General features: G+C 67.3%; 24 protein-coding genes. 11 read left to right on the top strand and 13 right to left on the bottom strand.

Annotation, left to right across the window (positions count from 1 at the left end; translation table 11 throughout):
• Window positions 1-174: 174 nt before the first annotated feature.
• Together P6144_RS16940 and P6144_RS16935 are read left to right on the top strand one after the other, a co-directional pair.
• On the top strand, window positions 175-1,191 hold the full coding sequence (locus tag P6144_RS16940) for a LacI family DNA-binding transcriptional regulator (protein ID WP_277768992.1): 1,017 nt from the start codon (window positions 175-177) through the stop codon (window positions 1,189-1,191).
• 170 nt (window positions 1,192-1,361) lie between these two features.
• Window positions 1,362-2,804, top strand: coding sequence for a glucoamylase family protein (locus tag P6144_RS16935; RefSeq protein ID WP_277768991.1), 1,443 nt, complete (start codon window positions 1,362-1,364; stop codon window positions 2,802-2,804).
• 94 nt (window positions 2,805-2,898) lie between these two features.
• Here the strand turns inward: P6144_RS16935 and P6144_RS16930 are convergent, their stop codons facing one another.
• The 4 genes from P6144_RS16930 to P6144_RS16915 form a co-directional block, all read right to left on the bottom strand.
• Window positions 2,899-4,707 carry a family 43 glycosylhydrolase gene (locus P6144_RS16930; RefSeq protein WP_277768990.1) on the bottom strand — a complete coding sequence of 603 codons (1,809 nt, stop codon included), beginning with the start codon at window positions 4,705-4,707 and terminating at the stop codon, window positions 2,899-2,901.
• On the bottom strand, window positions 4,707-5,378 hold the full coding sequence (locus P6144_RS16925; RefSeq protein WP_277768989.1) for a DUF6445 family protein: 672 nt from the start codon (window positions 5,376-5,378) through the stop codon (window positions 4,707-4,709). Before P6144_RS16925 ends, P6144_RS16930 begins: the two co-directional genes overlap by 1 nt.
• 93 nt (window positions 5,379-5,471) lie before the next feature.
• Entirely contained in the window at window positions 5,472-8,423 is a 2,952-nt protein-coding gene (locus P6144_RS16920) for a carboxypeptidase regulatory-like domain-containing protein (RefSeq protein ID WP_277768988.1), read from the bottom strand.
• A 397-nt stretch (window positions 8,424-8,820) separates the two neighbouring features.
• The gene (locus P6144_RS16915; RefSeq protein ID WP_277768987.1) at window positions 8,821-10,344 is read right to left on the bottom strand and encodes a tryptophan halogenase family protein; all 1,524 of its coding nucleotides are present in this window, start codon (window positions 10,342-10,344) and stop codon (window positions 8,821-8,823) included.
• A 90-nt stretch (window positions 10,345-10,434) separates the two neighbouring features.
• On the opposite strand from P6144_RS16915, the gene hslV reads away from it, so the two are divergent.
• From hslV to hslU, 4 genes are all read left to right on the top strand, one after another.
• A complete protein-coding gene (gene hslV, locus P6144_RS16910; protein ID WP_277768986.1) occupies window positions 10,435-10,986 on the top strand; it encodes an ATP-dependent protease subunit HslV in 552 nt (183 codons plus the stop codon).
• Window positions 10,987-11,036: 50 nt separating this feature from the next.
• Window positions 11,037-11,408, top strand: a complete 372-nt coding sequence (locus P6144_RS16905; protein ID WP_277768985.1) for a hypothetical protein — start codon at window positions 11,037-11,039, stop codon at window positions 11,406-11,408.
• An 82-nt stretch (window positions 11,409-11,490) separates the two neighbouring features.
• Window positions 11,491-12,600, top strand: a complete 1,110-nt coding sequence (locus tag P6144_RS16900) for an FAD-dependent oxidoreductase (RefSeq protein ID WP_277768984.1) — start codon at window positions 11,491-11,493, stop codon at window positions 12,598-12,600.
• 61 nt (window positions 12,601-12,661) lie between these two features.
• Window positions 12,662-13,954, top strand: coding sequence for an ATP-dependent protease ATPase subunit HslU (gene hslU / locus P6144_RS16895; RefSeq protein WP_277768983.1), 1,293 nt, complete (start codon window positions 12,662-12,664; stop codon window positions 13,952-13,954).
• Between the two features lie 44 nt (window positions 13,955-13,998).
• On the opposite strand, the gene P6144_RS16890 is transcribed toward hslU, so the two are convergent.
• From P6144_RS16890 to P6144_RS16850, 9 genes are all read right to left on the bottom strand, one after another.
• Window positions 13,999-14,415: a hypothetical protein gene (locus tag P6144_RS16890; RefSeq protein WP_277768982.1), complete on the bottom strand. Its 417-nt coding sequence runs from the start codon at window positions 14,413-14,415 to the stop codon at window positions 13,999-14,001.
• On the bottom strand, window positions 14,412-14,807 hold the full coding sequence (locus P6144_RS16885; protein WP_277768981.1) for a hypothetical protein: 396 nt from the start codon (window positions 14,805-14,807) through the stop codon (window positions 14,412-14,414). The genes P6144_RS16890 and P6144_RS16885 overlap by 4 nt, the downstream gene beginning before the upstream one ends.
• A gap of 51 nt (window positions 14,808-14,858) precedes the next feature.
• Window positions 14,859-15,584: a hydroxyacylglutathione hydrolase gene (gene gloB / locus P6144_RS16880; RefSeq protein WP_277768980.1), complete on the bottom strand. Its 726-nt coding sequence runs from the start codon at window positions 15,582-15,584 to the stop codon at window positions 14,859-14,861.
• 72 nt (window positions 15,585-15,656) lie between these two features.
• Window positions 15,657-15,989 (bottom strand): hypothetical protein, encoded by a 333-nt coding sequence (locus P6144_RS16875; RefSeq protein WP_277768979.1) that lies wholly within the window; start codon window positions 15,987-15,989, stop codon window positions 15,657-15,659.
• Between the two features lie 44 nt (window positions 15,990-16,033).
• Window positions 16,034-17,062 carry a nitronate monooxygenase gene (locus P6144_RS16870; RefSeq protein ID WP_277768978.1) on the bottom strand — a complete coding sequence of 343 codons (1,029 nt, stop codon included), beginning with the start codon at window positions 17,060-17,062 and terminating at the stop codon, window positions 16,034-16,036.
• A complete protein-coding gene (locus P6144_RS16865; RefSeq protein WP_277768977.1) occupies window positions 17,056-17,511 on the bottom strand; it encodes a VOC family protein in 456 nt (151 codons plus the stop codon). Before P6144_RS16865 ends, P6144_RS16870 begins: the two co-directional genes overlap by 7 nt.
• Window positions 17,512-17,667: 156 nt before the next feature.
• Window positions 17,668-18,426, bottom strand: coding sequence for a tetratricopeptide repeat protein (locus P6144_RS16860; RefSeq protein WP_277768976.1), 759 nt, complete (start codon window positions 18,424-18,426; stop codon window positions 17,668-17,670).
• On the bottom strand, window positions 18,411-19,163 hold the full coding sequence (locus tag P6144_RS16855; protein WP_277768975.1) for an alpha/beta hydrolase: 753 nt from the start codon (window positions 19,161-19,163) through the stop codon (window positions 18,411-18,413). The genes P6144_RS16860 and P6144_RS16855 overlap by 16 nt, the downstream gene beginning before the upstream one ends.
• A gap of 108 nt (window positions 19,164-19,271) precedes the next feature.
• Window positions 19,272-20,165: a neutral zinc metallopeptidase gene (locus P6144_RS16850; protein ID WP_277768974.1), complete on the bottom strand. Its 894-nt coding sequence runs from the start codon at window positions 20,163-20,165 to the stop codon at window positions 19,272-19,274.
• Window positions 20,166-20,284: 119 nt separating this feature from the next.
• Here P6144_RS16850 and P6144_RS16845 point away from each other — a divergent pair, with 119 nt between their 5' ends.
• From P6144_RS16845 to arr, 5 genes are all read left to right on the top strand, one after another.
• Window positions 20,285-21,424 carry a patatin-like phospholipase family protein gene (locus P6144_RS16845; protein ID WP_277768973.1) on the top strand — a complete coding sequence of 380 codons (1,140 nt, stop codon included), beginning with the start codon at window positions 20,285-20,287 and terminating at the stop codon, window positions 21,422-21,424.
• 145 nt (window positions 21,425-21,569) lie between these two features.
• Window positions 21,570-22,355 carry a 3-hydroxybutyrate dehydrogenase gene (locus tag P6144_RS16840; RefSeq protein ID WP_277768972.1) on the top strand — a complete coding sequence of 262 codons (786 nt, stop codon included), beginning with the start codon at window positions 21,570-21,572 and terminating at the stop codon, window positions 22,353-22,355.
• 21 nt (window positions 22,356-22,376) lie between these two features.
• Entirely contained in the window at window positions 22,377-23,003 is a 627-nt protein-coding gene (locus P6144_RS16835; protein ID WP_277768971.1) for a DUF4893 domain-containing protein, read from the top strand.
• 71 nt (window positions 23,004-23,074) lie between these two features.
• Complete coding sequence (locus tag P6144_RS16830) at window positions 23,075-24,382, top strand: amidohydrolase (protein ID WP_277768970.1); 1,308 nt, start codon at window positions 23,075-23,077, stop codon at window positions 24,380-24,382.
• 131 nt (window positions 24,383-24,513) lie between these two features.
• On the top strand, window positions 24,514-24,900 hold the full coding sequence (arr, locus tag P6144_RS16825) for an NAD(+)--rifampin ADP-ribosyltransferase (RefSeq protein WP_277768969.1): 387 nt from the start codon (window positions 24,514-24,516) through the stop codon (window positions 24,898-24,900).

The following is a 24,900-nucleotide window of genomic DNA, read 5'->3' as shown; positions in this document are numbered from 1 at the left end:
GAACCCCCGGCACCACCCATGCCGGGATTTGATATCGAACATGCCCGGCGCGAAACTTTTTTGCTTGTGAGCGCCAACCGTAACCGGTTACATACTCCTGAGACAGCTTGTATTGCAATCGCCGAAGCGGTGTTAAACGCAGGAAACATGCGTGACCCGGGGAGAAGGGACTAAATGGGCGAGGCCACCATTCGCGACGTTGCACGGCGCGCCGAAGTATCAGTGGCATCGGTATCGCGCGCCCTCAACGGTCTCGACAATGTCCGCGCCGAAACGCGCGACCGGGTGATCAAGGCCGCGGCCGAGCTCGGCTATGTCCCGCATGCCGGCGCACGCAGCCTCAGCCTGGCCCGCGCGCATGCGATCGGCGTGGTGCTGCCCGATCTGCACGGCGAGTTCTTCTCCGAATGCGTGCGCGGCATGGACAAGGAAGCCAGCCGCCGCGGCTATCTCCTCCTGCTCTCCAACATGCACGACGACGGCGATCAGGCCGCGGTGGCGCTCCGGGCGATGCGCGGCCGCGTCGACGGACTGCTGGTGATGGCCCCGCACATCGCGCCCGCCACGCTCGAAAGCGCGCTGCCGCCCGCGCTGCCCTCGGTGATGATCAACAGCCATGCCGAGCTGCCCGGCCGCCCGGCGCTGCGCTTCGACAATCGCTCGGGCGCCGAGGCGATGGTCGCGCATCTCCATGCGAATGGCTATCGCCACATCGTCCACATCGCCGGCCCGCAGGGCAATGTCGATGCGCGCGAGCGTGCCGACGGCTACCGCGCCGCCTGCAAGCGGCTGGGCCTCACGCCGCATATCATCGCGGGCGACTTCAACGAAGAGGCGGGCGAAGCCGCCGCGCAGGAGATTCTCGCCGGCGCCATCCCCGTCGACGCGGTATTCGCCGCCAATGACAGCATGGCGATCGGCTGCCTCCACATCCTGCGCACCAGCGGCAAGCGCGTGCCGGAGGACATCGCCGTGGCCGGCTTCGACGACGTTCCCCTCGCCCGCTATCTCGCGCTCAGCACGGTGCGCGTGAACATCGCCGAGATGGGCGCCCGCGCCGTCGCCCGGCTGATCGACATGATCGAGGGCAAGGACCAGGTCCGCGCCAGCGAAACCCAGACCCCCGAGCTGGTGATGCGCGCCACCACGGCGCCGCGCACCGCTTCCCCCGGCGGAGCCGCATATGCGTGAGTGCGGCTCCGCTTCTTTTTGTCCTGAAACTGTAACCGGTTTCAGTCACGGCCCTTCGCTGGTTACACCCCCCCTGGGGGGCGGCGCCCCATGCGCTGCCCCCGATTTTTTGGGCTGCGGCTAGGTCCGGGGCAGAACCCTTTTCCGTTCTCGTGTATGAGGCTTTGATCATGATCGACCGGCGCGCGCTCCTTTCGCGGTCTTCGCTCCTGCTTGCCGGCGCGGCGCTGCCCGGCGCGGCCGCCGCCCAGTCGCGCGGGAAGCCTGCGCCCGCCGTGCGCACGCTGCCGGCCTGGTACGCCGACATCGAATACCGCACCTTCCGCTGGTTCTGGGAAACCGCGCGGCGCGATAATGGCCTGGTCCCGGATCGCTATCCCTCGCCCAGCTTCTGCTCGATCGCCTCGGTCGGCTTCGCGCTCACTGCCTATCCGATCGGCGTCGAGCGCGGCTGGATCACCCGGGCCGAGGCGCGCGACCTCACGCTCACCACGCTGCGCTTCTTCTGGGAATCGCCGCAGGGCCCCGAGCCCGAGGGCCGGATCGGCCACAAGGGCTTCTTCTACCATTTCATCGACATGATCAGCGGCGCCCGCTTCCGCGACGTCGAACTCTCCAGCGTCGACACCACGCTGCTGCTGATGGGCGTGCTGTTCGCCGGCCAATATTATGACCGGGCAGATGCGAAGGAGCGCGAGATCCGCGACCTGGCGCACAAGCTCTATGCCCGCGCCGACTGGAACTTCTTCCGCTCCGACGGGCGCAAGGCGGTGTCGATGGGCTGGCATCCCGGCCGCGGCCTGATCGAGCGCAACTGGGACGGCTATAACGAGGGGATGTTCGTTTACATCCTGGGCCTCGCCGCCCCGGAGCATCCGCTGCCCGCCGACAGCTGGGGAGCCTGGACGGCACCCTATGACCGGTTCTGGCGCGGCGAGGGGCCGACCCGCCGCCTCGCCTTCGCGCCGTTGTTCCCGGGCCTTTACAGCCATATCTGGATCGACTTCCGCGGCATCCGCGACACCGCGATGCGCCAGGCCGGGCTCGACTATTTCGAGAATGCTCGCCGCCAGACGATCGCCAACCACGCCTATTGCATCGCCAATCCGATGGGGTGGGACGGCTATGGCGCCCGGAGCTGGGGCCTCGCCGCGTGCGACGGACCGGGCAATTTCCGCAAGCCGTTCAAGGGCAAGGACTGCGAATTTTTCGGCTATTCCGCGCGCGGCCCGATCGACGAGCCCGATGGCCGGGACGACGGCACGATCACCCCCAGCGCCGCACTCGGCTCGCTGCCCTTCGCGCCCGAGATCGTCATTCCCACGGCCGAAGCGCTGATCCGCGACCATGGCGACCTGCTCTATGGCAAATACGGCTTCTACGATGCCTTCAATCCCAGCTTCCGCTGGCCGGGGCAGCCGCTGGAAAAGGGCCAGGTCGATCCGGCCAAGGGCTGGTACGACACCGACTATATCGGCATCGACCAGGGCCCGATCCTGCTCCAGGCGGCGAACTACCGCAGCGACTTCGTCTGGAAGCGGATGCGGGGCTCCCCGGCGATCCGCAAGGGGCTGGCGCTGGCCGGGTTCCGGGGCGGCTGGCTGGGCAAATAGCCGTCATCCCGGCGAAAGCCGGGATCTCAGGCGAAGGCGCGGGGGAAGGAGCCGCACGAGATCCCGGCTTTCGCCGGGATGACGGTTGTTGTCCCTACCTGACCCGCACCGCCTTGGTCCGCTTCGAAACCCCATTCTCGTCGAACGCCTCGACCGCCACCCAATAGTCGACGCCCAGGTTCAGCGCGCGGATGTCGAGCGCCGCGCCCTGGTCGGCCCAGCGCTGATAGGTCAGCGTCAGGCGGTCGGGCCGTACACCCCACAGCACGTTATATCCGACCGCACCCTTCACCGGCTTCCACGTCACATGCGCGTTGCGGGCGTCGGTGTCGCGCACCGCCGTCACCCCGGCCGGCGCGGTCGGCGCCTTGCCCCCCGCGCTGCCGAACACGCGCAGGTCGCTGATCGCCAGGTTGGCCCCGCCGACATGGCCATGGACATAGCGCACGTACCGCGCCTGCACCGGCGCCGGCAGCTGGAAATAGGCATTGGGCCGGTCGCGCCGCGGCGCCTCGGTCTTCGCGAGCGGGGACCAGGACTTCCCGTCCAGCGACGATTGCAGCGCGAACTCGGTATAGATGTCCGGCGCATCGCCGAAGCGCCCGGCCTTGTAGTCGGCGAAGTTGACCTGCACCGCGCGCAGCGTCTTCGCCGTGCCCAGATCGACCGTCAGCGTCTCGCCCGGCTTGTTCGCCCCCGCCACCCAGAAGCTGCGCGGATCCTCGTCGGTCACCCGATCCGCGGCGAATTCACCCTGCGTCGACGAAGCCGTCGCCGCCTTCTTGTACGAAAGCAGCATCCAGCCAGTGAACAGGCTTTCCGGGTCCTCCACCTTCGCGGTCGGGGCATAATGGGGAAAGTCGCCGAAGCGGGTCGAGACCGCCATCTGCCCGTCCGCCCAGAACTTCGCCGGCCACATGCCGATGCGCCGCTCGAAGGTCCAGTTATAGCCGATCCACGGCGTGCCGGTGTTCCACCAATTGCCGTTGACGTCCTGGAAGGTCGAGCCGTGCCCCGCGCCCTGCACGAAGCCGCCGGGCTTGTAGGCGACCGGATTGTACGGCGCATATTCGAACGGCCCCAGCGGCTTGTCGGAGACATAGGTGCCGTTCGAATAGGCGTTATATTCGGTGCCCGGCGCGCCGTACTGGAGATAGTAGCGCCCGTTCACCTTGGTCATCCAGGCGCCTTCCATGAAGGGCTTGATCGGGGTGCCGTTGGGCAGTCCGCCGCTATGGTCCTGGCCGAAGCGCTCCCAGCCATGCTGGTCCGGATGCAGCGCGAGCATCGTCTGCGGATGCCCCTTGTAGATCAGCTTGCCGTCCTGGAACGCGATCTCCATCCCGTAGAGCGGGAACACGTTCGACGAGTTCCAGTACAGGTACCATTTGCCGTCATCGTCCTTGAACAGCGCGGGGTCCCAGGGGCCGGGCGGGATCTTGCCCGAACCCGGCTCGGGCACATTCCCCTCCCCCACCGCATCGGTAAGCTCGGGCATCCGCCGCACCCAGAAATCGAGCTTGCCGCTGTCGGGATCGCTGGTCGACAGGATCGATTCGGGCCGCGTCATCGAAGGCTGGATCAGGATGCGCTCGCCGTCGCTCCACACCGCCGGCGCGACGATCGAATTGAACGGCCAGCGGCTCGGCGTGATGAAGGTCCAATGGACCAGGTCGCTCGACGACCAGTATCCGTCCGCCAGCGTCTGGAAGAGGTAGTATTTGCCCTTGAAGGTGACGATCGCCGGGTCCGCGCCGGTACGGTACGAAATGCCCTGGTTCACCTGCTCGAAATTGTAGCGGTAATCGATGTCGATCGGGTTGGCATAGGTCTGCCGCGTGTCCTGCGCATGCGCGGCGCCCGAGGCGATCAGGCTGGCGGCGAGAAGAAGCTTGGTACGCATCATCTTTTTCCCCGAACGAAGAGATTGAGGGTCAGCCGGCCCACGCGGGGATCAGCACTGAAATCTTGGGTCGCGGGGATGATCCCCGAATGGAGCAGCCGCCCCTGGTAGAGCGCGAGTCGCCCGGCATGGCCGGCCACCGCACCGATCTGCTCGAAATGCGCGTTGGAGCCGGCGGTATAGCCGGAGAGCCCGGCGCTCTCGCGCTTCGCGGCCTCGATGAACACCGGCAGGTTCTCGGCATTCACCGCCTCGATGCCGGTGGCGCGCTGGCGGTAAAAGGCGGTGCCCGGCGTCTCGTTCAGATAGAGCAGCAGCGCGAGATAGGCCGGATCGGTCGAATCGAAATGCGGCGCGCGCTGCGCCGGATCGAGCGTCTCGGGCTGCGCGGTAACCATCGAAAAACTCGCCTCGATCAGGTCGAACCCCTCGAAATCGAAGCCGCCGCCGATGAACGGTGCGGCACCCTCGAGCAATTGCGCGGTCATCTCCCAGGCCGCGACGTCCGTCGCCCCGATCACCCGCCGGAGCCCGGGATAATAGGTCCCCTTGCTCGACGGGAAGGGCGCCATCTCCGCGGCCAGCGCGATCCACGGCGCCGGATCGGCGAACCCGTCGATCGTCACCACCGGGCTGCGGCTCGTACCGATGTGAAAGCGCGCGGGTTTCATAAAGCCTTTCTCCCTCTCCCCGAGGGGGAGAGGGAAACAAAAAGGGGAGGAAAGCCAAGCTCCCCTCCCCCCATTTCGCCAAGCCCTGTGGGCTCAGAACTTGTACTTGGCGCCCACCTGGAAGCTGCGGGCATTGCCGACGGTGCCGTTCTCCTCGAACGTGGGGTTCTCGCCGCTGCCGGCGCCCCATGCCGAATAGTTGCGGTTGACCGTGTCGAACACGTTGAACGCCGCGAAGCTCACTTCCAGCTCATGGCTGTTGGCGAACGGCATCTTGAACTTCTTCGCGATGCGCAGGTCGAGGTTCGAATAGGCAAAGGTCTCCTTCGGGAAGAACACGCCGCCCATATTGCCGTAGCAGCAGGCGTTTTCCGGCGGGTTCGCCTTGAAGATGATGTTACCGAAGGCCGGGCCCGAGCTCAGCGTCAGCGTGCCCGAGAGCACCGTGTCGAACGGGCCGCGGACGATGCCGGTGCCGACGAAGCGATACTTCTCGACGCCCTGCACATAGTTCCAGCCATAGGCATCGACGCGCGGGCCATTGTAGAACTCGTCATTGTTGGCGAGTTCCTGCGCCACGTTGGTGCGCGCCCGCTGCAGCGTGATCGAGGTGTTGAAGCCCCAGGTGCTGTTCGCGGTGAACGGCTTCTCCGCGGTGATATAGACCGCGTTATAGACCGCCTTGCCGTGGTTGTCGCCGATGTTCAGCTTGCCGCTGAAGCCCGGCAGCTGGCCGGCGGCAGGGAAGTTGTCTTCGATCCACTGGTCGCCCTGGCTGGTATAGGTGCCGTTGGGCAGGCGGTTGCCGCGCACGTAGCGGAAGATGTTGTGGCTGCGGACGTGGCTGAACGCGATCGAGGTCTGGATCTGCCCGAAGCGCTTGCGGATGCCGATGTTGAACTGATCCGAGAAGGGCAGCTTGGTGTCGTTGTTGAGCAGCCACACATCGCCGCCCAGGCCGGTCGCGGTCGCCGCGGCGCGCAGCGCATCGACGTTGCGCAGCCCTGCGCTCCACGGGATCATGTTGGCCGGCAGCACGCCCGGGCAGACCGGGGTCGCGGTGCCCGGACCGCAGAAGTTGAGCGTCACCACCTTCTGGTAGTAGCTCTTCACCGTCTCGATGCCCGAGGTGATGAACAGCGGACGGTCGTAATAGCGGCCGGCACCGGCGAAGAACACCAGGTCGCGGTCGCCGTTCACGTCATAGCTCACGCCCAGGCGCGGCTGGATCGCGCCCCAGAAGGCATGCCGGTTCTCGCCGGTCGAGATATAGTCGTTCGGGTTGATGCCCGCGGCCTGCCAGCCCGGATAGTTCATCAGCGCAGTGCGGATGTTCTGCGGGGTGACGAACTTCTCGTTCTTGGCGTTGGTCTCGAAGTCCCAGCGCAGGCCGAGGTTGAACGTCCAGTGCTCGTCGGGCGTCCAGTCGTCCTGGACGAATGCGCCGATCTGGGTGTTGTTGGCGGTCGCCGGGCGGAAATCGATCACCGAGACGCGCGCACCGTAGGGCGTGCTCGAATCGAAGCCGGTATAGCCCGCCGCGTTGAAGAAATAGCCGCCGTTCGAATAGCTGTCCTCGGTCCGCTCATATTTGTTGAACGAGACCTTGGCGCCCATCTTGAAGACGTGGTTGCCGCCATAGAAGGTGACGTTGTTCTTCACCGTGAACGATTCCTGGTGGTCGTTCTGCTCGAAGCTGTTGGTGCCGAGCGCGGCGATCGTGCCGAAATCGGTGCCGTTCGAGAGGACGATCTCCGGGCCGTCGGTGGTGCGCGGCGTGCCGTTGTCCACCTTCGAGTACGAGATCTGCATCTCGTTCAGCCAGTTCTCGCCGCGGTGGTTCCAGTCGGCGATGAAGTTCTTCACATTGTTGTTGAGATAGTGGCCATGGCTCGGAACGGCAGTGCCGCCGAAGTCCGCCAGGTTCTTCTCGTTACGGATGAAGGCCGACAGGTTCACCGTGTCGTTCGCCGTGGCGAAGAAGGTCAGCTTGCCGAAATAGAGGCGCTGCTTGAAGTCCTGCGGATAGCTGCCGTTATACTGCGAGATGATGCTCGCCGGCACCGGCGCCGAGAAGTTCACCGTGGTCGACGGGCTGGTGCGGTTCATGCCCTCGAACGCGCCGTAGAAGTGCAGCACGTCCTTGATGATCGGGCCGCCCAGATCGGCGCCGAACTGCCAGCGGTTATAGTCCGGCTTGGCGATCGTGCCGTTCGGGTTGTTGGCGTTGCCCGGGCGATCGAAATAGGGGCGGCCGACGAACGACTTGGGCTGCCACTCGCCGAACAGGTCGCCGTGGAATTCCTGGCCGCCGGTCTTGGTCACCGCGGTGATGATCGCCGAACCGGCCTGCTCGTACTCGGCCTTGAAGTTCTGCGTGCTGACCGCGAACTCCTGCACCGCCAGCTGCGGGAAGGGATTGCCCTGCGAGAAGTTCTGGCCCGAAAGGCCGCCATGGTTGATCGGGTTCTTCAGGCTGAACCCGTCGATGAAGGTGTTGGTGTTGTCCGGGCTCACCGCGCCGGCCTGGACCTGGCGGTTCGAGCCCGGCGGCGAGACGTTCACGCCCGGCGCGAGCGCGGCGAAGTTCAGGAAGTTGCGGTCGCTCTGCGGCAGATTCTCCATCTGCGCCGGCGTCACGTTGGTGGTGATCGTCGCGGTGCGCACTTCGGTGCGCCCCTTGGCGCCGGTCACCACGATCTGGTTGCTCGAGTCGGTCGGCGCGGCGATGTCATAGACCACCGTCTGGCCCACCGGCACCACCACGGTCGCGGCATCGGCACCCGGCGCCTCGACATTGTAGGTGCTCGGCCGCAGGCCCGGCACGAAATAATTGCCGTTGGCGTCGGTCGTCGCCGTCACCTTCTGGCCGGTGTTGTTGTCGGTGATGGTGATCGTCGTGCCCGCGGTGGCGCCGTCGACATGGCCGCGCAGCGACGAGCTGGTCTGCGCCATTGCCGGTGCCGCTACGGTGAGCGCCGCGGCAAGCGCCGCTGCCGAGATACCACGCGCCAGGACCACGCGCTTAGCGTCGAGCTTCTTCATTCATTCCTCTCCCCAACCCATGCCAGGCTGTAACCGGTTACAAATCAGGACATGTTCTGTTATGTTTTGTTATGTTCTGTAACAGCGTCTGAAACCGGTTCCACAAACGATTGTCAAGCGCTTCTGTCAGCGCTGTCGGATGTGTCCGGCAGCTTTCCGGAGCCGCTGTGCCTATCCGGCAACAGTCGGGTAAGCCCGATGATGTCTCTAATCTAAGCCCCTCCCCCGAGGGGGAGGGGCTTATGAGCGCACTACCCTTGCAATGTAGGATTTCGCCTGCTTGGCTTCCCGCATGGCTTGGCCGGCATCCCGATTCCGCCCGGATTCGCAGCAGGCCCGCCCGAGACCGGGCAAAGTGAAACGATTTGCCCCGAGTCCCTTCACTTTGCCGCGCGGCTCAGCCCATCGCGGGCAGCGGCGGCGCCTTGCAGTTGCGGTCGATGAACTCCTGCTGGGTCGGCATCGCCTTCGCCACGTCGGCGATCACCTCGACCATGTCGTCCATGAAGCGCGCCAGTTCGCCCGGATCGATCATGTCGACCATCGGGTCATGGCGCATCTTCAGCCCCTGCCCGATCAGCACCTGCACCCAGCTTTCCTCGCGGAACAGCTCGGCCTTGCCGTGCTGGAAGAAGCGCGCCGAGCTCTCGAACAGCGCCAACCGCTCAGCCAGGCTGTCGGGCACGTCCATGTGCTTCAGATAGCGCCAGAACGCGGTGTCCTCGCGCTCGGTCACCTTGTAGTGCGCGATGATGAAATCGCGCACGTCGGTGAATTCGAAATCGTGCTGGCGGTTGTACTCGGCGATGTCCGCCGCGTTGAACCCCTGGCCCGGGAACAGCGCCACCAGCCGCAGGATGCCAGTCTGGATCAGGTGGATGCTCGTCGATTCGAGCGGCTCGAGGAAGCCGCTGGCCAGCCCGATCGCGACGACGTTCTTCTCCCAGGCCCGGTCGCGCTTGCCCGGCGCGAACTTCACCGGCCGCGGATCGGCGAGCGGCTTGCCGTCGAGATTGGCGAGCAGTGTCTCCGCGGCATCCTCATCGCTCACATGCGCGCTCGAATAGACATGGCCGTTGCCGGTGCGGTGCTGGAGCGGGATCCGCCATTGCCAGCCGCCACCATGCGCGGTCGATCTGGTATAGGGCGTCAGCGGCGCCACGCTCTCGCACGGCACCGCCAGCGCGCGGTCACACAGCAGCCACTTGTTCCAATGCTCGTAGCCTACGCCCAGCGCCTGCCCGATCAGCAGCGCGCGCATGCCCGAGCAGTCGACGAACAGGTCGCCGTCGACCGTCCGCCCGTCGCTCAGCACGACATGGTCGACGAACCCGTCCTCGCGCTGCTTGGCCTCGACGATCCGTCCCTCGATCCGGGTGACGCCGCGTGCCTCGCTCTGCCCGCGGAGGAACTTCGCATAGAGCGAGGCATCGAAGTGGAAGGCATAGTCCAGCCCGGCGATCGGCGAACCCGGGTTGCGCGGATCGGGGAAGCAGAACCGGTCCTGCCGCGCCGCCACACAGTTGAGCGCATAATGGTCGAAGTGCTTCGCCTTCCCCAGCGCCTGCATCTTGAGCCAGAGCTGGTGCGCGTGCAGCCACCACACGTCCTGGCCGATCTTGCCGAAGCCATGGATGTAGCTGCTGCCGATGTCCTTCCAGTTGCGGAACTCGATGCCCAGCTTGAAGGTCGCCTGGGTCGCCTTGACCATCTCGACATAGTCAACGCCGGCCAATTGGTTGAACTCGCGGATCGCCGGGATCGTCGCCTCGCCCACCCCGACGATGCCGATTTCGTCGCTCTCGATCAGCCGTATCTCATAGCCGCGGACGAACAGCTTGGAGAGCATCGCCGCGGTCATCCAGCCCGCGGTGCCTCCGCCAACGATGGTGATCTTCCTGATCGGCGCGTTGTCCGCCATGTCTCTCTCCCGTTCGCGCCCTGCTATCATCGTAACCGGTTACGGGTCACCCCCTTGCGCGCATTGCCGCTCCCTCCCCATATCCGCGCCATGAGCGAAACAAATGCGTGGCACGGCACGACCATTCTATCCGTGCGCAAATCCGGCAAGGTGGTGATCGCGGGTGACGGCCAGGTCTCGGCCGGCAACACCGTGATGAAGCCCAACGCGCGCAAAGTGCGTCCGTTGGGCGATGGCAAGGTGATCGCGGGCTTTGCCGGCGCCACCGCCGATGCCTTCACCCTGTTCGAGCGGCTCGAGGCCAAGCTCGAGCGCCATAATGGCCAGCTGCTCCGCGCCGCGGTCGAGCTCGCCAAGGACTGGCGGACCGACAAGTATCTCCGTAATCTCGAGGCGATGCTGATCGTCGCCGACAAGGACGTGACCTTGGTCGTCACCGGCAATGGCGACGTGCTCGAGCCCGAAGGCGGCGTGGCGGCGATCGGCTCGGGCGGCAATTTCGCCCTCGCCGCGGCGCGCGCATTGGTCGATTACGAAAGCGACCCCGAGAAGATCGCACGGGCTGCGATGAAGATCGCCGGCGAGCTCTGCGTCTATACCAACGACCGGCTGACCGTCGAAATCCTCGACAGCGCGACCTGAGCGTCGCCGCTCCCTTACCAACCACCCAATGATCCGCCGGGGGCGACTGCGTGAAGAAGTTCGAGTTGGAATATGATGCCGGTCGCAACCGCATGCTGGTCGTCATGCGCGATTTCTGGACCCTGGAGACGATCCGCGATTTTGCCACCGCCGCCGGCGCCAAGGCGCAGGAAGTGCGGCAGATCCGCGACGACTATGACGTGCTGCTCGACACTCGCGACTTCCCTGTCCAGGCGAACGACGTCGCCGATCTGCTGCCCAGCATTGCCGAGGGCGGGCTGCGGCTCACCTCGGGCCGCGCCGCATCGGTGGTCGGCAGTCTTCTCAACAAGCTCCAGGCCGAACGCACCCAGTCGCATCCCCGGCTGCGGATCTTCATGACAATGGACGAGGCGGAGGCCTGGCTGGCCGAGCCGCACTAGGCTGCGGCCATGAGCTCCGCTCATACCTCCCCCAATCCAAATCAGGGTTGAGCCGCGCGCGCCTGCGCCTACCCTGCGCACCATGCTGATCGCCCGCCGCCCGCTGATCGCCTCCGCCGCGCTCGCCTTGCCCGCCTGCACCGCGATGCCCCGGCCGGCGGCAAGACCCGATCCGACGCGCGGGCCCAAATGCCTGCCCGCCGTCCAGGTCGCGCCGGCCCGCGTCATCCGCACCGTCGCCGGCCTGCGCCCCTATCGTGCCCAGGGCTTCGTCGTCCGCGCCGAGCCGCTCGGCGACAAGCGCCTCGTCCATAATTACGGCCATGGCGGCGCCGGCATCACGCTCAGCTGGGGCACGTCCCGCCTGGCGGTCAACCTCGGCCTGCCCGGCCATAGCAGCCCGGTCGCGGTGCTCGGCTCGGGCATCGTCGGGCTCACCACCGCCCGGCTGCTCCAGGAGGCCGGCTGCCAGGTCACGCTCTACGCCGCCGCGCTCCCGCCGCACACCACCTCGAACATCGCCGGCGGCCAGTGGCACCCCGCCAGCCTCTACGAGCCCGGCCAGGTCACCCCCGAATGGCTCGCGCAGTTCAAGCTGGCGATGGACTATAGCTGGCGCCGCTTCCAAATCATGGTCGGCGAGGAATATGGCATCCGCTGGGTGCCGACCTACCTCCAGATGCCCGCCGCGGACGATGCCGAGCCGGACCTGTCGAACCTCTACGAGGCGGATCGGGTCGTCCTCGGCCCCGGCGAACATCCCTTCCCGGTCCAGCGCGTCCGCCGCTTCTCGACCATGTATGCCGAGAGCGGCCATCTCCTGCGCCAGCTGATGCGCGACGTGCAGATCGCCGGCGGCAGGTTCGTCCTCCGCGATTTCGCCACACCCGCGGACATTCTCGCGCTGCCCGAAACGCTGGTGTTCAACTGCACCGGCCTGGGCGCCGGCAAGCTCTTCGGTGACACCGGCATCGAGCCGGTGCGCGGCCAGCTTGCCGTGCTGCTGCCCCAGAGCGAGGTCCAGTACGCCTATGCCGGCCGCATGGGATATATGTTCCCCCGTGCCGACGGCATCATCTGCGGCGGCACCTTCGAGCATGGCGAATGGGATCCCACCCCCCAGCCCGAGCGGATCGCGAAGATCCTCGACAAGCAACGGGCCTTCTTCGCAGGCTTCCGCTGCACGGCTTGAAGCGGCGGCCCCGACACCCGACATCCGGGGTCGAAACAATGCCAGAGACCCAATTCCCCCAATGAACGAGAATCTCACGCCCAAGGCGATCGTCGCCGCCCTCGACGCGCACATCATCGGCCAGAAGGACGCCAAGCGCGCCGTCTCGGTGGCGCTGCGCAACCGCTGGCGCCGCCAGCAGCTCAGCGCCGATCTGCGCGACGAGGTGACGCCGAAGAACATCCTGATGATCGGGCCGACCGGCTGCGGCAAGACCGAGATCAGCCGCCGCCTGGCGAAGCTCGCCGACGCGCCCTTCGTCAAGGTCGAGGCCACCAAGTTCACCGAGGTCGGCTATGTCGGCCGCGACGTCGAGCAGATCGCCCGCGACCTCGTCGAGGAGGCGATCCGGCTCGAGAAGGAGCGCCGCCGCGCCGCGGTGAAGGACAAGGCCGAGGAAGCCGCGATGCAGCGCCTGCTCGATGCGCTCACCGGCAAGGACAGCAGCACCGCCACCCGCGAGGCCTTCCGCCAGCGCTTCCACGAAGGCACGCTCGACAATTCGGAGATCGAGATCGAAGTCGAGCAGGCGCCCTCGATGCCCTTCGACATCCCGGGCGCCGCCCCGCAGATGATCAACCTGGGCGAGATGATGAAGGGCCTGTCGGGCTCGCCGCTCAAGCGCCGCAAGCTCAACGTCCGCGCCGCCTGGGAGAAGCTCGTCGAGGAAGAGGCGGACAAGCGCCTCGACCAGGACGAGGTCAGCCGGGTTGCCCTGGCCGATGCCGAAGCCAACGGCATCGTCTTCCTCGACGAGATCGACAAGATCGCGGTGAGCGACGTGCGCGGCGGCTCGGTCTCGCGCGAAGGCGTGCAGCGCGATCTGCTGCCGCTGATCGAGGGCACCACGGTCGCCACCAAATATGGGCCGATGAAGACCGATCACATCCTCTTCATCGCCTCGGGCGCCTTCCATGTCGCCAAGCCGAGCGACCTGCTCCCCGAGCTTCAGGGCCGCCTGCCGATCCGCGTCGAATTGAAGGCGCTGACCGAGGCCGATTTCGTCGCGATCCTCTCCGACACCAAGGCGAGCCTGGTGCAGCAATATGCAGCACTTCTCGGCACCGAGGGTGTGCAGATCGACTTTACGGAGGACGGCATCCGCGCCGTCGCGAAGATCGCTGCCGAAGTGAATGCCGAGGTCGAGAATATCGGCGCCCGCCGGCTCCAGACAGTGATGGAGAAGCTGCTCGAGGACATCAGCTTCGACGCCGAGGACCGCAAGGGCGAGACGCTGGTGATCGACGGCGCCTATGTCGACGGCCAACTGTCGGCGGTGGCGCGGAATACGGACCTGAGCAGGTACGTGCTCTGACCCAAAATTCCTCCCCGAGCTTGCCTCGGGGAGGAACTAGGGACCTATTTCGCCATCTCGTACGGCGTGAACTTGCCGAACATGCAATAGGCGCTGGGGATCGTCGTCCCCGGATCGAGCACGCGGAAACGGTCGTTGCGGCAGATCTGCGATCCGTGCACCTCGACGATCAGCGTGGTGTAGGGCCGCAGCCCCGGGCAGCTCGCCGCCAGGTCGTTGCGCCACAAGGTTCGGCCCACCGGCTTGTAGAGGATGGTGTGGTCGTCGATCACCTGCGGCGCATCGGAATCGCTGGTAGAGATGCAATCGCGCGGCGTGCCGGGTGTGCGGTCGCCCAGCGCCTGGGTCAGCTCCTTCGCCGCCTCGGCCTGCTCGCTCGCCTGCATCTGGGCGCTCGGCATGCACCCGGCCAGTGCGATCGCGCCGAGGATCGCGACGACGCCGACCGCGCGCCCCTTCACTTCGCCCTCGTATAGGGCACGAACGGGCCCAGCGCGCAGCTGCTCGTCAGCATCCCGCCCAGCCGCGCCCGGGTGCTCGCCCGGTCGCCGCGGCAGATCCGGCCCGACATGCTCTCCACCACCAGCAGGTCGCCCTGCGCCAGGCCCGAGCAGCTGCCGATCGGATCGTTGCGCCAGATCTTGTTCCGGCCGCCGACGTAGAGGATCGTGTCGCGATAGCCGCGGACCTCGCCCACCCGGGTCCGGTCGATGCAATCCTGCGGCGCGCCGGCGGTGAGCCCCTCCAGCGCCCTGGCGATCTTGGCGTCGTCCCGGTTCGACGTCTTTTGCGGCAATGCTGCATTGGCGGCGCAGGCGCCCAGGATCAGCACGGGCAAGGCGAAGCGGATCATCTCTAGTCTCCCGTCGCCCCCGACATTGCGATGCTTATACCGCGCCGTCGATCAAAAAGCATCCTTGGCGGCGCGGCGCTCGGCAAGCTGCTCGGCGCTTTCGGCACGCAGGAACGGGTTGGTCGCCAACTCGGCGCCGATCGTCGTCGGCACCGTCGGTTCGCCGGCTTCGCGCAGCGCGTCGACTTCGGCCATCCGCGCCTGCAGCGCTTCGTTGTCGGGCTCGATGGTCAGCGCGAAGCGGCCGTTCGCCTGGGTATATTCGTGCGCGCAGTAAACCTGGGTCTCGGGCGGCAGCTTGGCGAAGAGCTGCATGTTGCCGAACATCTGCTCCGCGGTCCCCTCGAACAGCCGGCCGCAGCCCATCGCGAACAGCGTGTCGCCCACGAACAGCATCTGGTCGTCGGCGAAGTGATAGGCGATGTGCCCGGCGGTGTGCCCCGGCACTTCGAGGATGTGCGCCACGTGCTGGCCCACCTTGATCTTGTTGTTGCCGCCCGCCAGCCAGTCGGCGCCCGGGATGCGTGTGCCTTCGCCCGAAGGCGCGATGATCACTGCGCCGGTCTCGGCCTTGAGCGCCGCGTTGCCGCCGGTGTGATCCGGGTGCCAATGCGTGTTGAGGATCGCGTTGAGCTTCCAGCTGCGCCGCTTGAGCTCGGCGAGCACGGGCGCGGCCTCGCCGGGATCGACCACGGCGGTCTTGTCCGCGCGCTTGTCGTGGATCAGCCAGATATAGTTGTCGCTCAGCGCGGGGATGCGCACGATCTCGAGTGCCATTTGAACCTCCTCCCCCGCTGGCTTTGTAGCCGGTTAACCAGGCTTTGCACCAATTTCGCGTAATTTAGGGGTTCAGCCGACCCGATTGTAGCGCCCCTTGCGGATCCGCGCATAGCCCGCTGCGAGCGTCACCGGCTCGCACCGCGCCAGGTCGGCAAGCTCGGCAGCGATGCACACCACCGTGCCCGGCCGGACCTGCGCGAAGCTGCGCATCTCGCCCGGCTGCAGCGTCGTGCGCACCGCGCCAGCGCCACGAAATTCGATCTGGCAGGCGCCGCCGCTCGAGGCGATGCACTTGGCGCTGGACCGCCCGCCGTCGTCGTCGACGTCGAACGCCATGTCGACGCCCACCTGCTGCGCGCCGTGGCAGCCCGCCAGTGCCAGCAACAGCAAAACTGCATGCACGCGCATCTACGCAACCCCGCAACTGTATTATCAAAGCAATACAGTCAGGCACGTGCCGACGCAAGCTCCTCCACCAGCTGCCCGACGAGCAGCTCGGCCGCCATCGCGCGCGCCCGCGCCACCCCGGTGCCCGCCCAGAGCGGCGAATAGTCGCCGCGCCCGTCCGCCTCCGCCGCCTTGCGCAGCGGCGCCAGCGCGGCCGAGGCAAAGGGAAAGGCCGGCGCTTCGCTGCGGATCGGGCCGAGCTCGCGCATCAGCCGGTTGACGATCCCCCGCGCCTCGCGGCCCGAGAACAGGTTGGTGAAGCCGGTGGGCACATCGGCGCCCAGCAGCGCGCGGAACGGTGCCGCGATGCTGCTCTCTGCCGCGGCGAGGAACGCCGTGCCGATCTGCACCGCGCTCGCTCCCGCCGCCAGCGCCCGGGCGATGTCCGCGCCATCGGCGATTCCGCCCGCCGCGATCACCGGCACCCCGAGCGTCTCGGCAAGCAGCACGGCAAGCGGCGTCGGCGCATGCGCCTCGCCCAGGAACCAGCCCGAATGCCCACCCGCCTCGGCGCCCTGCGCGATCACGGCATCGACGCCCTGCGCCGCGAGCCAGCGCATCTCCGCCACCGTCGTCGCATTGCCCCATAGCTGCGCGCCGGTGCCGCGCACCCGTGCGAGCAGCGCCGCATCGGGCAGGCCGAAATGGAAGCTGACGATTGCGGGCCGCGCCGTCTCGACCGCTTCGCACAAGGCCGCATCGAACGGCCGGCGCAGCGGCGGCGGTGGGCCGGGTTCGACGCCCTCGGCGGCATAATAAGGTGCGAGCAGCGCCCGCCATGCCATCTCGTCGGGCGCCGGCTCGGGCAGATGGTGGCAGAAGAAATTGAGGTTGAGCGGGCCTTCGGCGCTCTCCCGCACCGCGGCGACCTGCGCGGCGATCTCAGCCGGCGTCAGCATCGCGCAGGGCAGCGATCCCACCGCGCCGCCGCGCATCGCCGCGATCGCCAGGGCAGGGCCGCCGGCGCCGGCCATCGGCGCCTGCACGATCGGGGCGCGTGCCCCGATCCGCGCGAGATAGCCTACCACGCCCCCGTGTTCGGCATCGATGCCCAGGGCTCGGCCGGCGGCAGCGGATCGCCCGCCTGGAGCAGCTCGATCGAGATGTTGTCGGGGGTGCGGACGAACGCCATGTTGCCGTCGCGCGGCGGGCGGTTGATCGTCACCCCGCCGTCCATCAGCCGCTGGCAGCTCTCGTAGATATTGTCGACGCGGTAGGCCAGATGCCCGAAATTGCGCCCGCCGGTATAGACTTCCGCCGGGCTGCCGTCCTCGGCCGGCCAGTTCCAGGTCAGCTCCACCTCGGCATCGGCACGCTTGCCCTCGCCCTTCGAATCCTCATCGGCGGCCAGGAAGATCAGCGAGAACCGCCCCGCTTCATTGTCCATCCGCCGGACCTGCTTGAGGCCGAGCAGCTCGAAAAAGGCGATGGTGGCGTCGGGATCCGTCACGCGGATCATCGTATGGAGATAGCGCATGGGCGGGGAGATAGGGCGCGGTGCCGGCGAGTGCAATTCTGTAAGCCCCTCCCCCTCGGGGGAGGGGTTTGGGGTGGGGCAGAGTCTCACCGAGACCGAAAGCTGGCGGACAGGCCCCACCCCAACCCCTCCCCTAAAGGGGAGGGGCCTGGAGGCCTACTTCTCCGTCGCCGAGAACTGCGCCAGCGCGTTGCGCGCGGCGGTGGCGAGCGCGGTGCCCGGCGCCAGCTCGATCACCCGGCTCCACGCCGTCCGCGCGTCCGCCTCGTTGCCGCTCGCCGCGGCGATATTGCCCGCCTCGAGCTGGACAGAGGGGTCGTCGCCCGAGCGGCGCAGCGCCTCGGTGATGTCGCTCGCCGCACGCGGCAGATCGCCCCCGCGCCGCGCCAGCGTCGCCGAGAGCAGCCAGGCGAGCGGATCGCTCGCGGCATAGGTCAGCGCCTTGTCGATGTCGCTGCGCGCTGCCTCCATGTCGCCCAGCGCGACCATCGCGCGCCCGCGGTCGAGATGCGCCTCGCCCAGCTCGAGCCCGGCCAGCGTGCCGGCCGCCAGCGCCGCGTCGATCGCCGCGCGCGCCTTGGCCGGCTCGCGCGCTGCGATCCAGGCATTGCCGGCGGAGGCCCAGAATTGCGGCGCGCGCGCATCCTTGGCGATTTCCGCCTCGCGTGCGGCATCCTCGAACGTGCCCGCCGCGGCGGCCCACTTCCCTTGATTGGCATAGGCCACGCCCAGGCATTGCCGCGCCAGGAACCCGCCGCCTTCGGAACGCCACTGCACTGCGTCGGTCAGCGCCTTGGCGGGATCGCCGGTGGCAAGGTCCATGCACTGGGTGAAGCGCGGCGGCTCCTTTTCCGGTGCGGCGGGCGCAGCCTGCGCCGGGGCGGTCTGCAGGGCGAGGATCAGGAGGGGGAGCATATCGACAGGACTTCCTCGAGCGCACGCACGATCAGGGCCAGGTCCTGCTCGCGCGAGAAACGGTGCTCGGCGTCCTTGACCAGCAGAGTCTGCACCATGTCTGAACGGATCACCGCCGCCAGCCGCGGCGCATGCTCCCACGGCACTTCCTTGTCCTTCTGTCCCTGGAGCAGCCGCACCGGACCGCCCCAGGCGATCGGCTGGACGAGCACGCGATTGGCCTCGCCCGAGGCCCAGAAGGCGCGTGTCGTCACCGTCGGCTGATCGCCATAGTCGTTGGGCGTCTCGATCCGCCCGCTCTGCAGCAGCGCCAGCTTCTGCTCCATCGTGAAGCCCCAGTCGGTGAAGTCGGGCGCCGCGGCGATGCCGACCAGCCCGGCGACCAGCTCGGGCCGCGCCTTGGCGATCATCGCCATGATCCAGCCGCCCATCGACGAGCCGACCAGCACCACCGGCCCCTTCACGACCTCCTCGATCATCCGGATCGCATCGTCGCGCCAGCTCGCGAGCGTCTCGTCCTCGAAATTGCCTTCGCTCTCGCCGCAGCCCGCATAATCGAAGCGCAGGAACGCCCGGCCGTTCGCCTTCGCCCAGGCCTCGAGGTGCAACGCCTTGGTGCCTTGCATGTCGGAAGCATAGCCGCACAGGAACATCACCGTCGGCCCGGCGCCGGGGGTGTGGTGATAGGCGAGTTTGGGGCGTTCGGGGGCTTCGGGAGCGATGGTTTCTTCGGTCATGGGGTCGGGAGATAGCCATTTCGTCACCCCGGCGAAAGCCGGGGTCTCGGGCGGCTCCTTCCGCGCCATCGCCTGAGATCCCGGCTTTCGCCGGGATGACGGATTACCTCAAATCCCCCCCGAAAACGTATCGCACACCGCCGGATCGCCGCTCTCCAGCCCCTTGCGCAGCCAGGCCATGCGCTGCGCCGAGGTGCCGTGCGTGAAGCTCTCCGGCACCACCGTGCCCTGGGCCTGGCGCTGCAGCGTGTCGTCGCCGATCGCGTTCGCCGCGGTCATGCCTTCCTCAATGTCGCCCGGCTCGATCCGGTCCTTGTTCTTCGCCGCCCAGACGCCGGCATAGCAGTCCGCCTGCAGCTCGAGCCGCACCGACAGCGCATTGCCCTCGGCCTGGCTGGCGCGCGCCTGGCGCCGCGAGACTTCGGTCGAGACGCCGAGCAGATCCTGGATATGGTGCCCCATCTCGTGCGCGATCACATAGTCGCGGGCGAAGTCGCCCTTGGCACCGAAGCGCTGCGCCAGTTCCTGGAAGAAGCTGGTGTCGAGATACACGCCCTGGTCCGCCGGGCAGTAGAAGGGGCCCACCGCCGAGCTCGCCGCGCCACAGCCCGATTGCACGCTGCCGGCATAGAATTTGATCGTCGCCGGCTGATATTGCTTGCCCTCGGCTCGGAAGATCGCTGCCCAGGTATCGTCCGCCGAGCGCATCACCCGGCACGCTTCCAGCCGGTCGCCGGTGCAGACCTGGCGCCCGCTCTGGCCCGCGGTGGTCGACTGGCCGGTGCCGCCGCCGCCCGCGCCGCCCAGCAGCCCGCCGCCACCGCCGCTCATCGCGAAATAGGCGATGGCGATCAGGCCGATGATCGCGATGCTGCCGCAGCCCATGCCGCGTCCCAGCAGAAGCGGCAGCAGCCCGAGCAGGCCGAACCCGCCACCACCGCCGCCCCCCCCGCTTCCCAGGTCCTGGGCGTTGTCGGTGGGATCGATATCGTCGAGCCGCATGGGGCACATCCTCCTCGTTGGCGCTTCGCAACAATGCCTCAAGCCGCGCCCGGTTGCACGCCGTCAACCTTACGAAAGTTACACTTTCCTCCGCCCGGCGTTTCGGCCAAGGCAGGGGCATGGCAGACGCCGAGTCACGCCCCCGCCGCCAAGCGCCCGGCCTGCCGCTTCCGGATACGGTCGCATTGGTACTGCAAGGCGGCGGTGCGCTGGGTGCCTATCAGGCCGGCGTGATCGAGGAACTCCACACCGCCGGGATCGAAGTCGATTGGGTGGCGGGCATCTCGATCGGCGCGGTCAACGCCGCGCTGTTTGCCGGCAACCCGCCCGAGAAGCGCCTCGCCGCGATCAAGGCCTTCTGGGACCAGGCGACTTCCGCCCTGCCCGACGTCTCGCTGCCGCTGAACGATGCCGCGCGCGAGTTCAGCCATGAATGGGCCGCCGGCATGGTCATGCTCGGCGGCGTCCCCGGCTTCTTCCGCCCGCGCCTGCTTCCCCCCGGCTTCGCCGTGCCCGGCACGCCCGAGGCGCTGAGCTTCTACGACACCGCTCCGCTCAAGGAGACGCTCGACGGCCTGGTCGACTGGGACCTGCTCAACCATGGCCCAGTCCGCCTCTCGGTCGGCGCGGTCGAGCTGCAGAGCGGCAATTTCCGCTATTTCGACACCCGCGACGAAACGCTCGACGCGCGCCACATCATGGCCTCGGGCGCCCTCCCGCCGGGCCTGCCCCCGGTCAAGATCGACGGCTGCTGGTATTGGGACGGCGGCCTCGTCTCGAACACCCCGCTCACCCACATCCTCGATCGCCAGGATGCGGCGACGCTGATCTTCCAGGTCGATCTCTTCCCCGCCGCCGACGAGCTGCCGCGCACGATCACCGACGTGATCGCCCGCGAAAAGGAGATCCGCTTCTCCAGCCGCACCCGCGCCGTCTCGGACGAGCGGATGCGCCTGCGCCAGGAGCGCCAGATGGTCTGCCGCCTGCTCGACAAGCTGCCGCCCGAGTTGCTCGCCGATCCCGAGGTTCAGGAGATCCGGCAGCGCGTTTCCGAATATCCGGTCAGCCTCGTCCAGCTGATCTACCGCGCCAATGCCTGGGAAGGCGGCTCGCGCGACTTCGAATTCTCGGCGCGCTCGATGCACGAGCATTGGCAGGCCGGCCGCGCCGCGGTGGCCGAGACCATGGCCAATGCCCAGATCGTCGCCCGCAACATCCTCGACGGCCACACCGCCGCGTTCGACCTGACGCAGAAATGAGCTGCTCTTCCCGTTTCCCCTTCCTCGTCATCCCCGCGCAGGCGGGGATCCATTGTGGCTGTCCCATCGACAAGAACGAAACGGCAGCGCGAATGGATTCCCGCCTTCGCGGGAATGACGGCAGTTAGCCAAAAAGGAGTCCCCCATGTTCCTCAAGGGCAAGTCCGCCATCATCACTGGCTCCACCTCGGGCATTGGCCTCGCCTATGCCAAGGCGCTGGCAGCCGAGGGCGCGAGCGTGATGATCAACGGCTTCGGCGACGCCGCCGCGATCGAGAAGGAACGCGCCGCGCTTGAGGCGACCAGCGGCGCCAGGGCGCTCTACGACGCCGCCGACATGACCAGGCCCGATCAGATCGCGGCGATGGTCAAGCGCTGCCACGACGAGCTGGGCGGCCCGCACATCATCATCAACAATGCCGGCATCCAGCACGTCTCCCCCATCGAGGATTTCCCGCCCGAGAAGTTCGACGCGATCATCGCGATCAACATGTCCTCGGCCTGGCACATGACGCGCGCCGCGGTGCCGTTCATGAAGGCGCAGAAATGGGGCCGGGTGATTTCCACCGCCTCGGCGCACAGCCTGGTCGCCAGCCCCAACAAGTCGGCTTATGTGATGGCCAAGCACGCGATCGCCGGCCTCACCAAGACGATCGCGCTCGAAGTCGCCACCTCGGGCATCACCGTCAACTGCGTCTCGCCCGGCTATGTTTGGACGCCTTTGGTCGAGAACCAGATCCCCGACACGATGAAGACGCGCGGGATGACCCGCGAGCAGGTGATCAACGACGTCCTGCTCGATGCGCAGCCCACCAAGGAGTTCGTCCAGCCGGAACAGGTCGCCGCGCTGGTGCTTTTCCTTTGCCGGGACGAAGCGGCGCAGATCACCGGCGCCAATTATTCGATCGACGGCGGCTGGACCGCCGCCTGATCGGAGTTAAAGGTCGAAGGCATGATGAAGGGGATCTCCGCCGCCGCGCTGCTCGCGCTCGGCCTCACCGGCTGCAGCGTCTATCGCGACGCCACCAGCACCGAGCCGCCCGCCGGCTGGGGCTGGCGCAAGGTCGTCACCGACAATGACGCCGATCGGCTGCGCAACTGGCGCAAGGCCTGGGACGATGCGCTCGCCCCCGCCAAGGCGGAGAACCCGGCGGCGATCGCGGCCGATCCGCAGCTCTTCGATCCGGACGTCGCGCTGGGCCAGGCGATGCCGCCCGCGGGCAATTATCTCTGCCGCACCTTCAAGCTCGGCTCGCAGCAGCCGGTGACGCGCTATTTCACCGCCTATCCCACCGCCCAGTGCCGGATCACCCCGCGCGGCGACGCGCTGCATCTCTCGAAGCTCGGCACCGAGCAGCGCCCGGACGGGCTGATCTATCCCAACACCGATGCCCGGGCGATGTTCGTCGGCACGCTCGTCCTCGGCGACGAGACCGCGCCGCTGCGCTACGGTGTCGATCCGCGCCGCAACATGGTCGGTTATGTCGAGCGCATCGGCGAAAGCCGCTGGCGCCTCGTCCTCCCCTATCCGGGTTTCGAATCCAAGCTCGACGTCATCGAACTCATCCCGGCGGGTTGAAATCGCGGGCGGGCGTTTGACAGCCCGCCCACCCCAAGCGACACTCCCCGCTCCATGCAGGGGGGAACCAAATGCTCCGAACGCTTCTTCTCGCCAGTGCGATGAGCCTGGCAACGCCCTCCTTCGCCGATCCGGTGCACGACGCGACCCAGGCCGCGCTGCCCCAGCTCATGGAATTCTACCGCGACTTCCATTCGAACCCCGAGCTCAGCCTCCACGAAGTGAAGACCGCCGCCAAGCTCGCCGAGGAAGCGCGCAAGGCTGGCTACAAGGTCACCGAGAAGGTCGGCGGCACCGGCGTCGTCGCGGTGCTCGAGAACGGCCCCGGCCCGGTCGTGCTGATCCGCGCCGACATGGACGGCCTGCCCGTCACCGAGGCGACCGGCCTGCCCTTCGCCTCCACCGTTCGCACCACCAATGACGACGGCGTCGAGAGCGGCGTGATGCATGCCTGCGGGCACGATACGCACATGGCGAGCTGGATCGGCACGCTGCGCAACCTCGCGGCAATGAAGGCCAAGTGGCACGGCACCCTGGTCATGATCGCCCAGCCCGCCGAGGAGCGCGGCATGGGCGCCAAGGCGATGCTCGACGACGGGCTGTTCACCCGCTTCCCCCGGCCGCAATATGCGCTCGCCTTCCATGACAGCGCCAGCCAGCCCGCCGGCCAGATCGGCGTGACCGCCGGCTATGCGCTGGCGAACGTCGATTCGGTCGACATCCAGGTGAAGGGCGTCGGCGGGCACGGCGCCTATCCGCAGACCACCAAGGACCCGATCGTCCTCGCCGCGCGCATCGTCACCTCGCTCCAGACGCTGGTCAGCCGCGAAGTCGACCCGCAAGAAGCCGCGGTGGTCACCGTCGGCATGATCAAGGGCGGCTCGACGCACAACATCATCGGCAGCGACGTGACGATGCTGCTCACCGTGCGCAGCTTCAAGCCCGAGGTGCGCAAGCAGCTGCTCGACGGCATCGCCCGCATCGCGAAGGGCGAGGCGATCGCCGCCGGCGTCCCCGAGGACCGCATGCCCGAGATCAAGGTACGCGACAATTTCACCCCCGCCACCTTCAACACCCAGCCGCTCACCGACCGGATGAAGGCGCTGTGGACCGCCCGCTTCGGCAAGGACCGCGTGGTCGAGACGCGCGCGGTGATGGGCGGCGAGGATTTCGGCCGCTACTGGCTGGCGGACGAGAAGATCCAGAGCCTGATCTTCTGGGTCGGCGGCGTGCCGGCCGACAAATGGGCAGCCTCGGACAATGGCAAGAAGCCGCTGCCCTCGCTCCACAGCGCCTATTGGGCGCCCGATGCCGAGCAGGTCGTCGGCACCGCCACCGAGGCGATGACCGCGGCGGCGCTGGATATCCTCAAGAAATAGGAGCTGCGGGGGCGCCTCGAGTCGAAGCGTCTCTTCCCACTATCATTGTCTAACCCGGAACCGGGCTTGCGGCAAGCCGGGGTCCCTGTTCCATGAAGCCGCCCTCGATTCGCAGACGAGGGAACAGGCACATGATCTATTACCACGGCACCCGCGCGTACCTGGCGGCCGGCGACCTGATCGCCGCCGGCTACAGTTCGAACTACGGCCACCGCAAGGCCGCCCCCTGGGTCTATTTCGCCGGCACGCTCGAAGCCGCGATCTGGGGCGCGGAACTGGCACGGGGCGAAGGCCGCGCGCGCATCTACATCGTCGAGCCGACCGGGGCGTTTATCGACGATCCCAACCTCACCGACCAGAAATTCCCCGGCAATCCCACCCTCTCCTATCGCTCGCGCGATCCGCTGCGCGTCACCGGCGAAGTCGCCGAATGGCAGGGCCATCCGCCCGAGCAGCTCCAGCACATGAAGGACGCGATCGCCCGGCTCGAGGCGCAGGGCATCTTCGCGATCGACTGA

Origin of the sequence: Sphingomonas sp. HITSZ_GF (genome assembly GCF_029543155.1) — a bacterium.
Classification (GTDB): Bacteria; Pseudomonadota; Alphaproteobacteria; order Sphingomonadales; family Sphingomonadaceae; genus Sphingomonas.
Note: the sequence above shows the minus strand (reverse complement) of the source record. Positions and strands in the feature narration are given on the sequence as shown.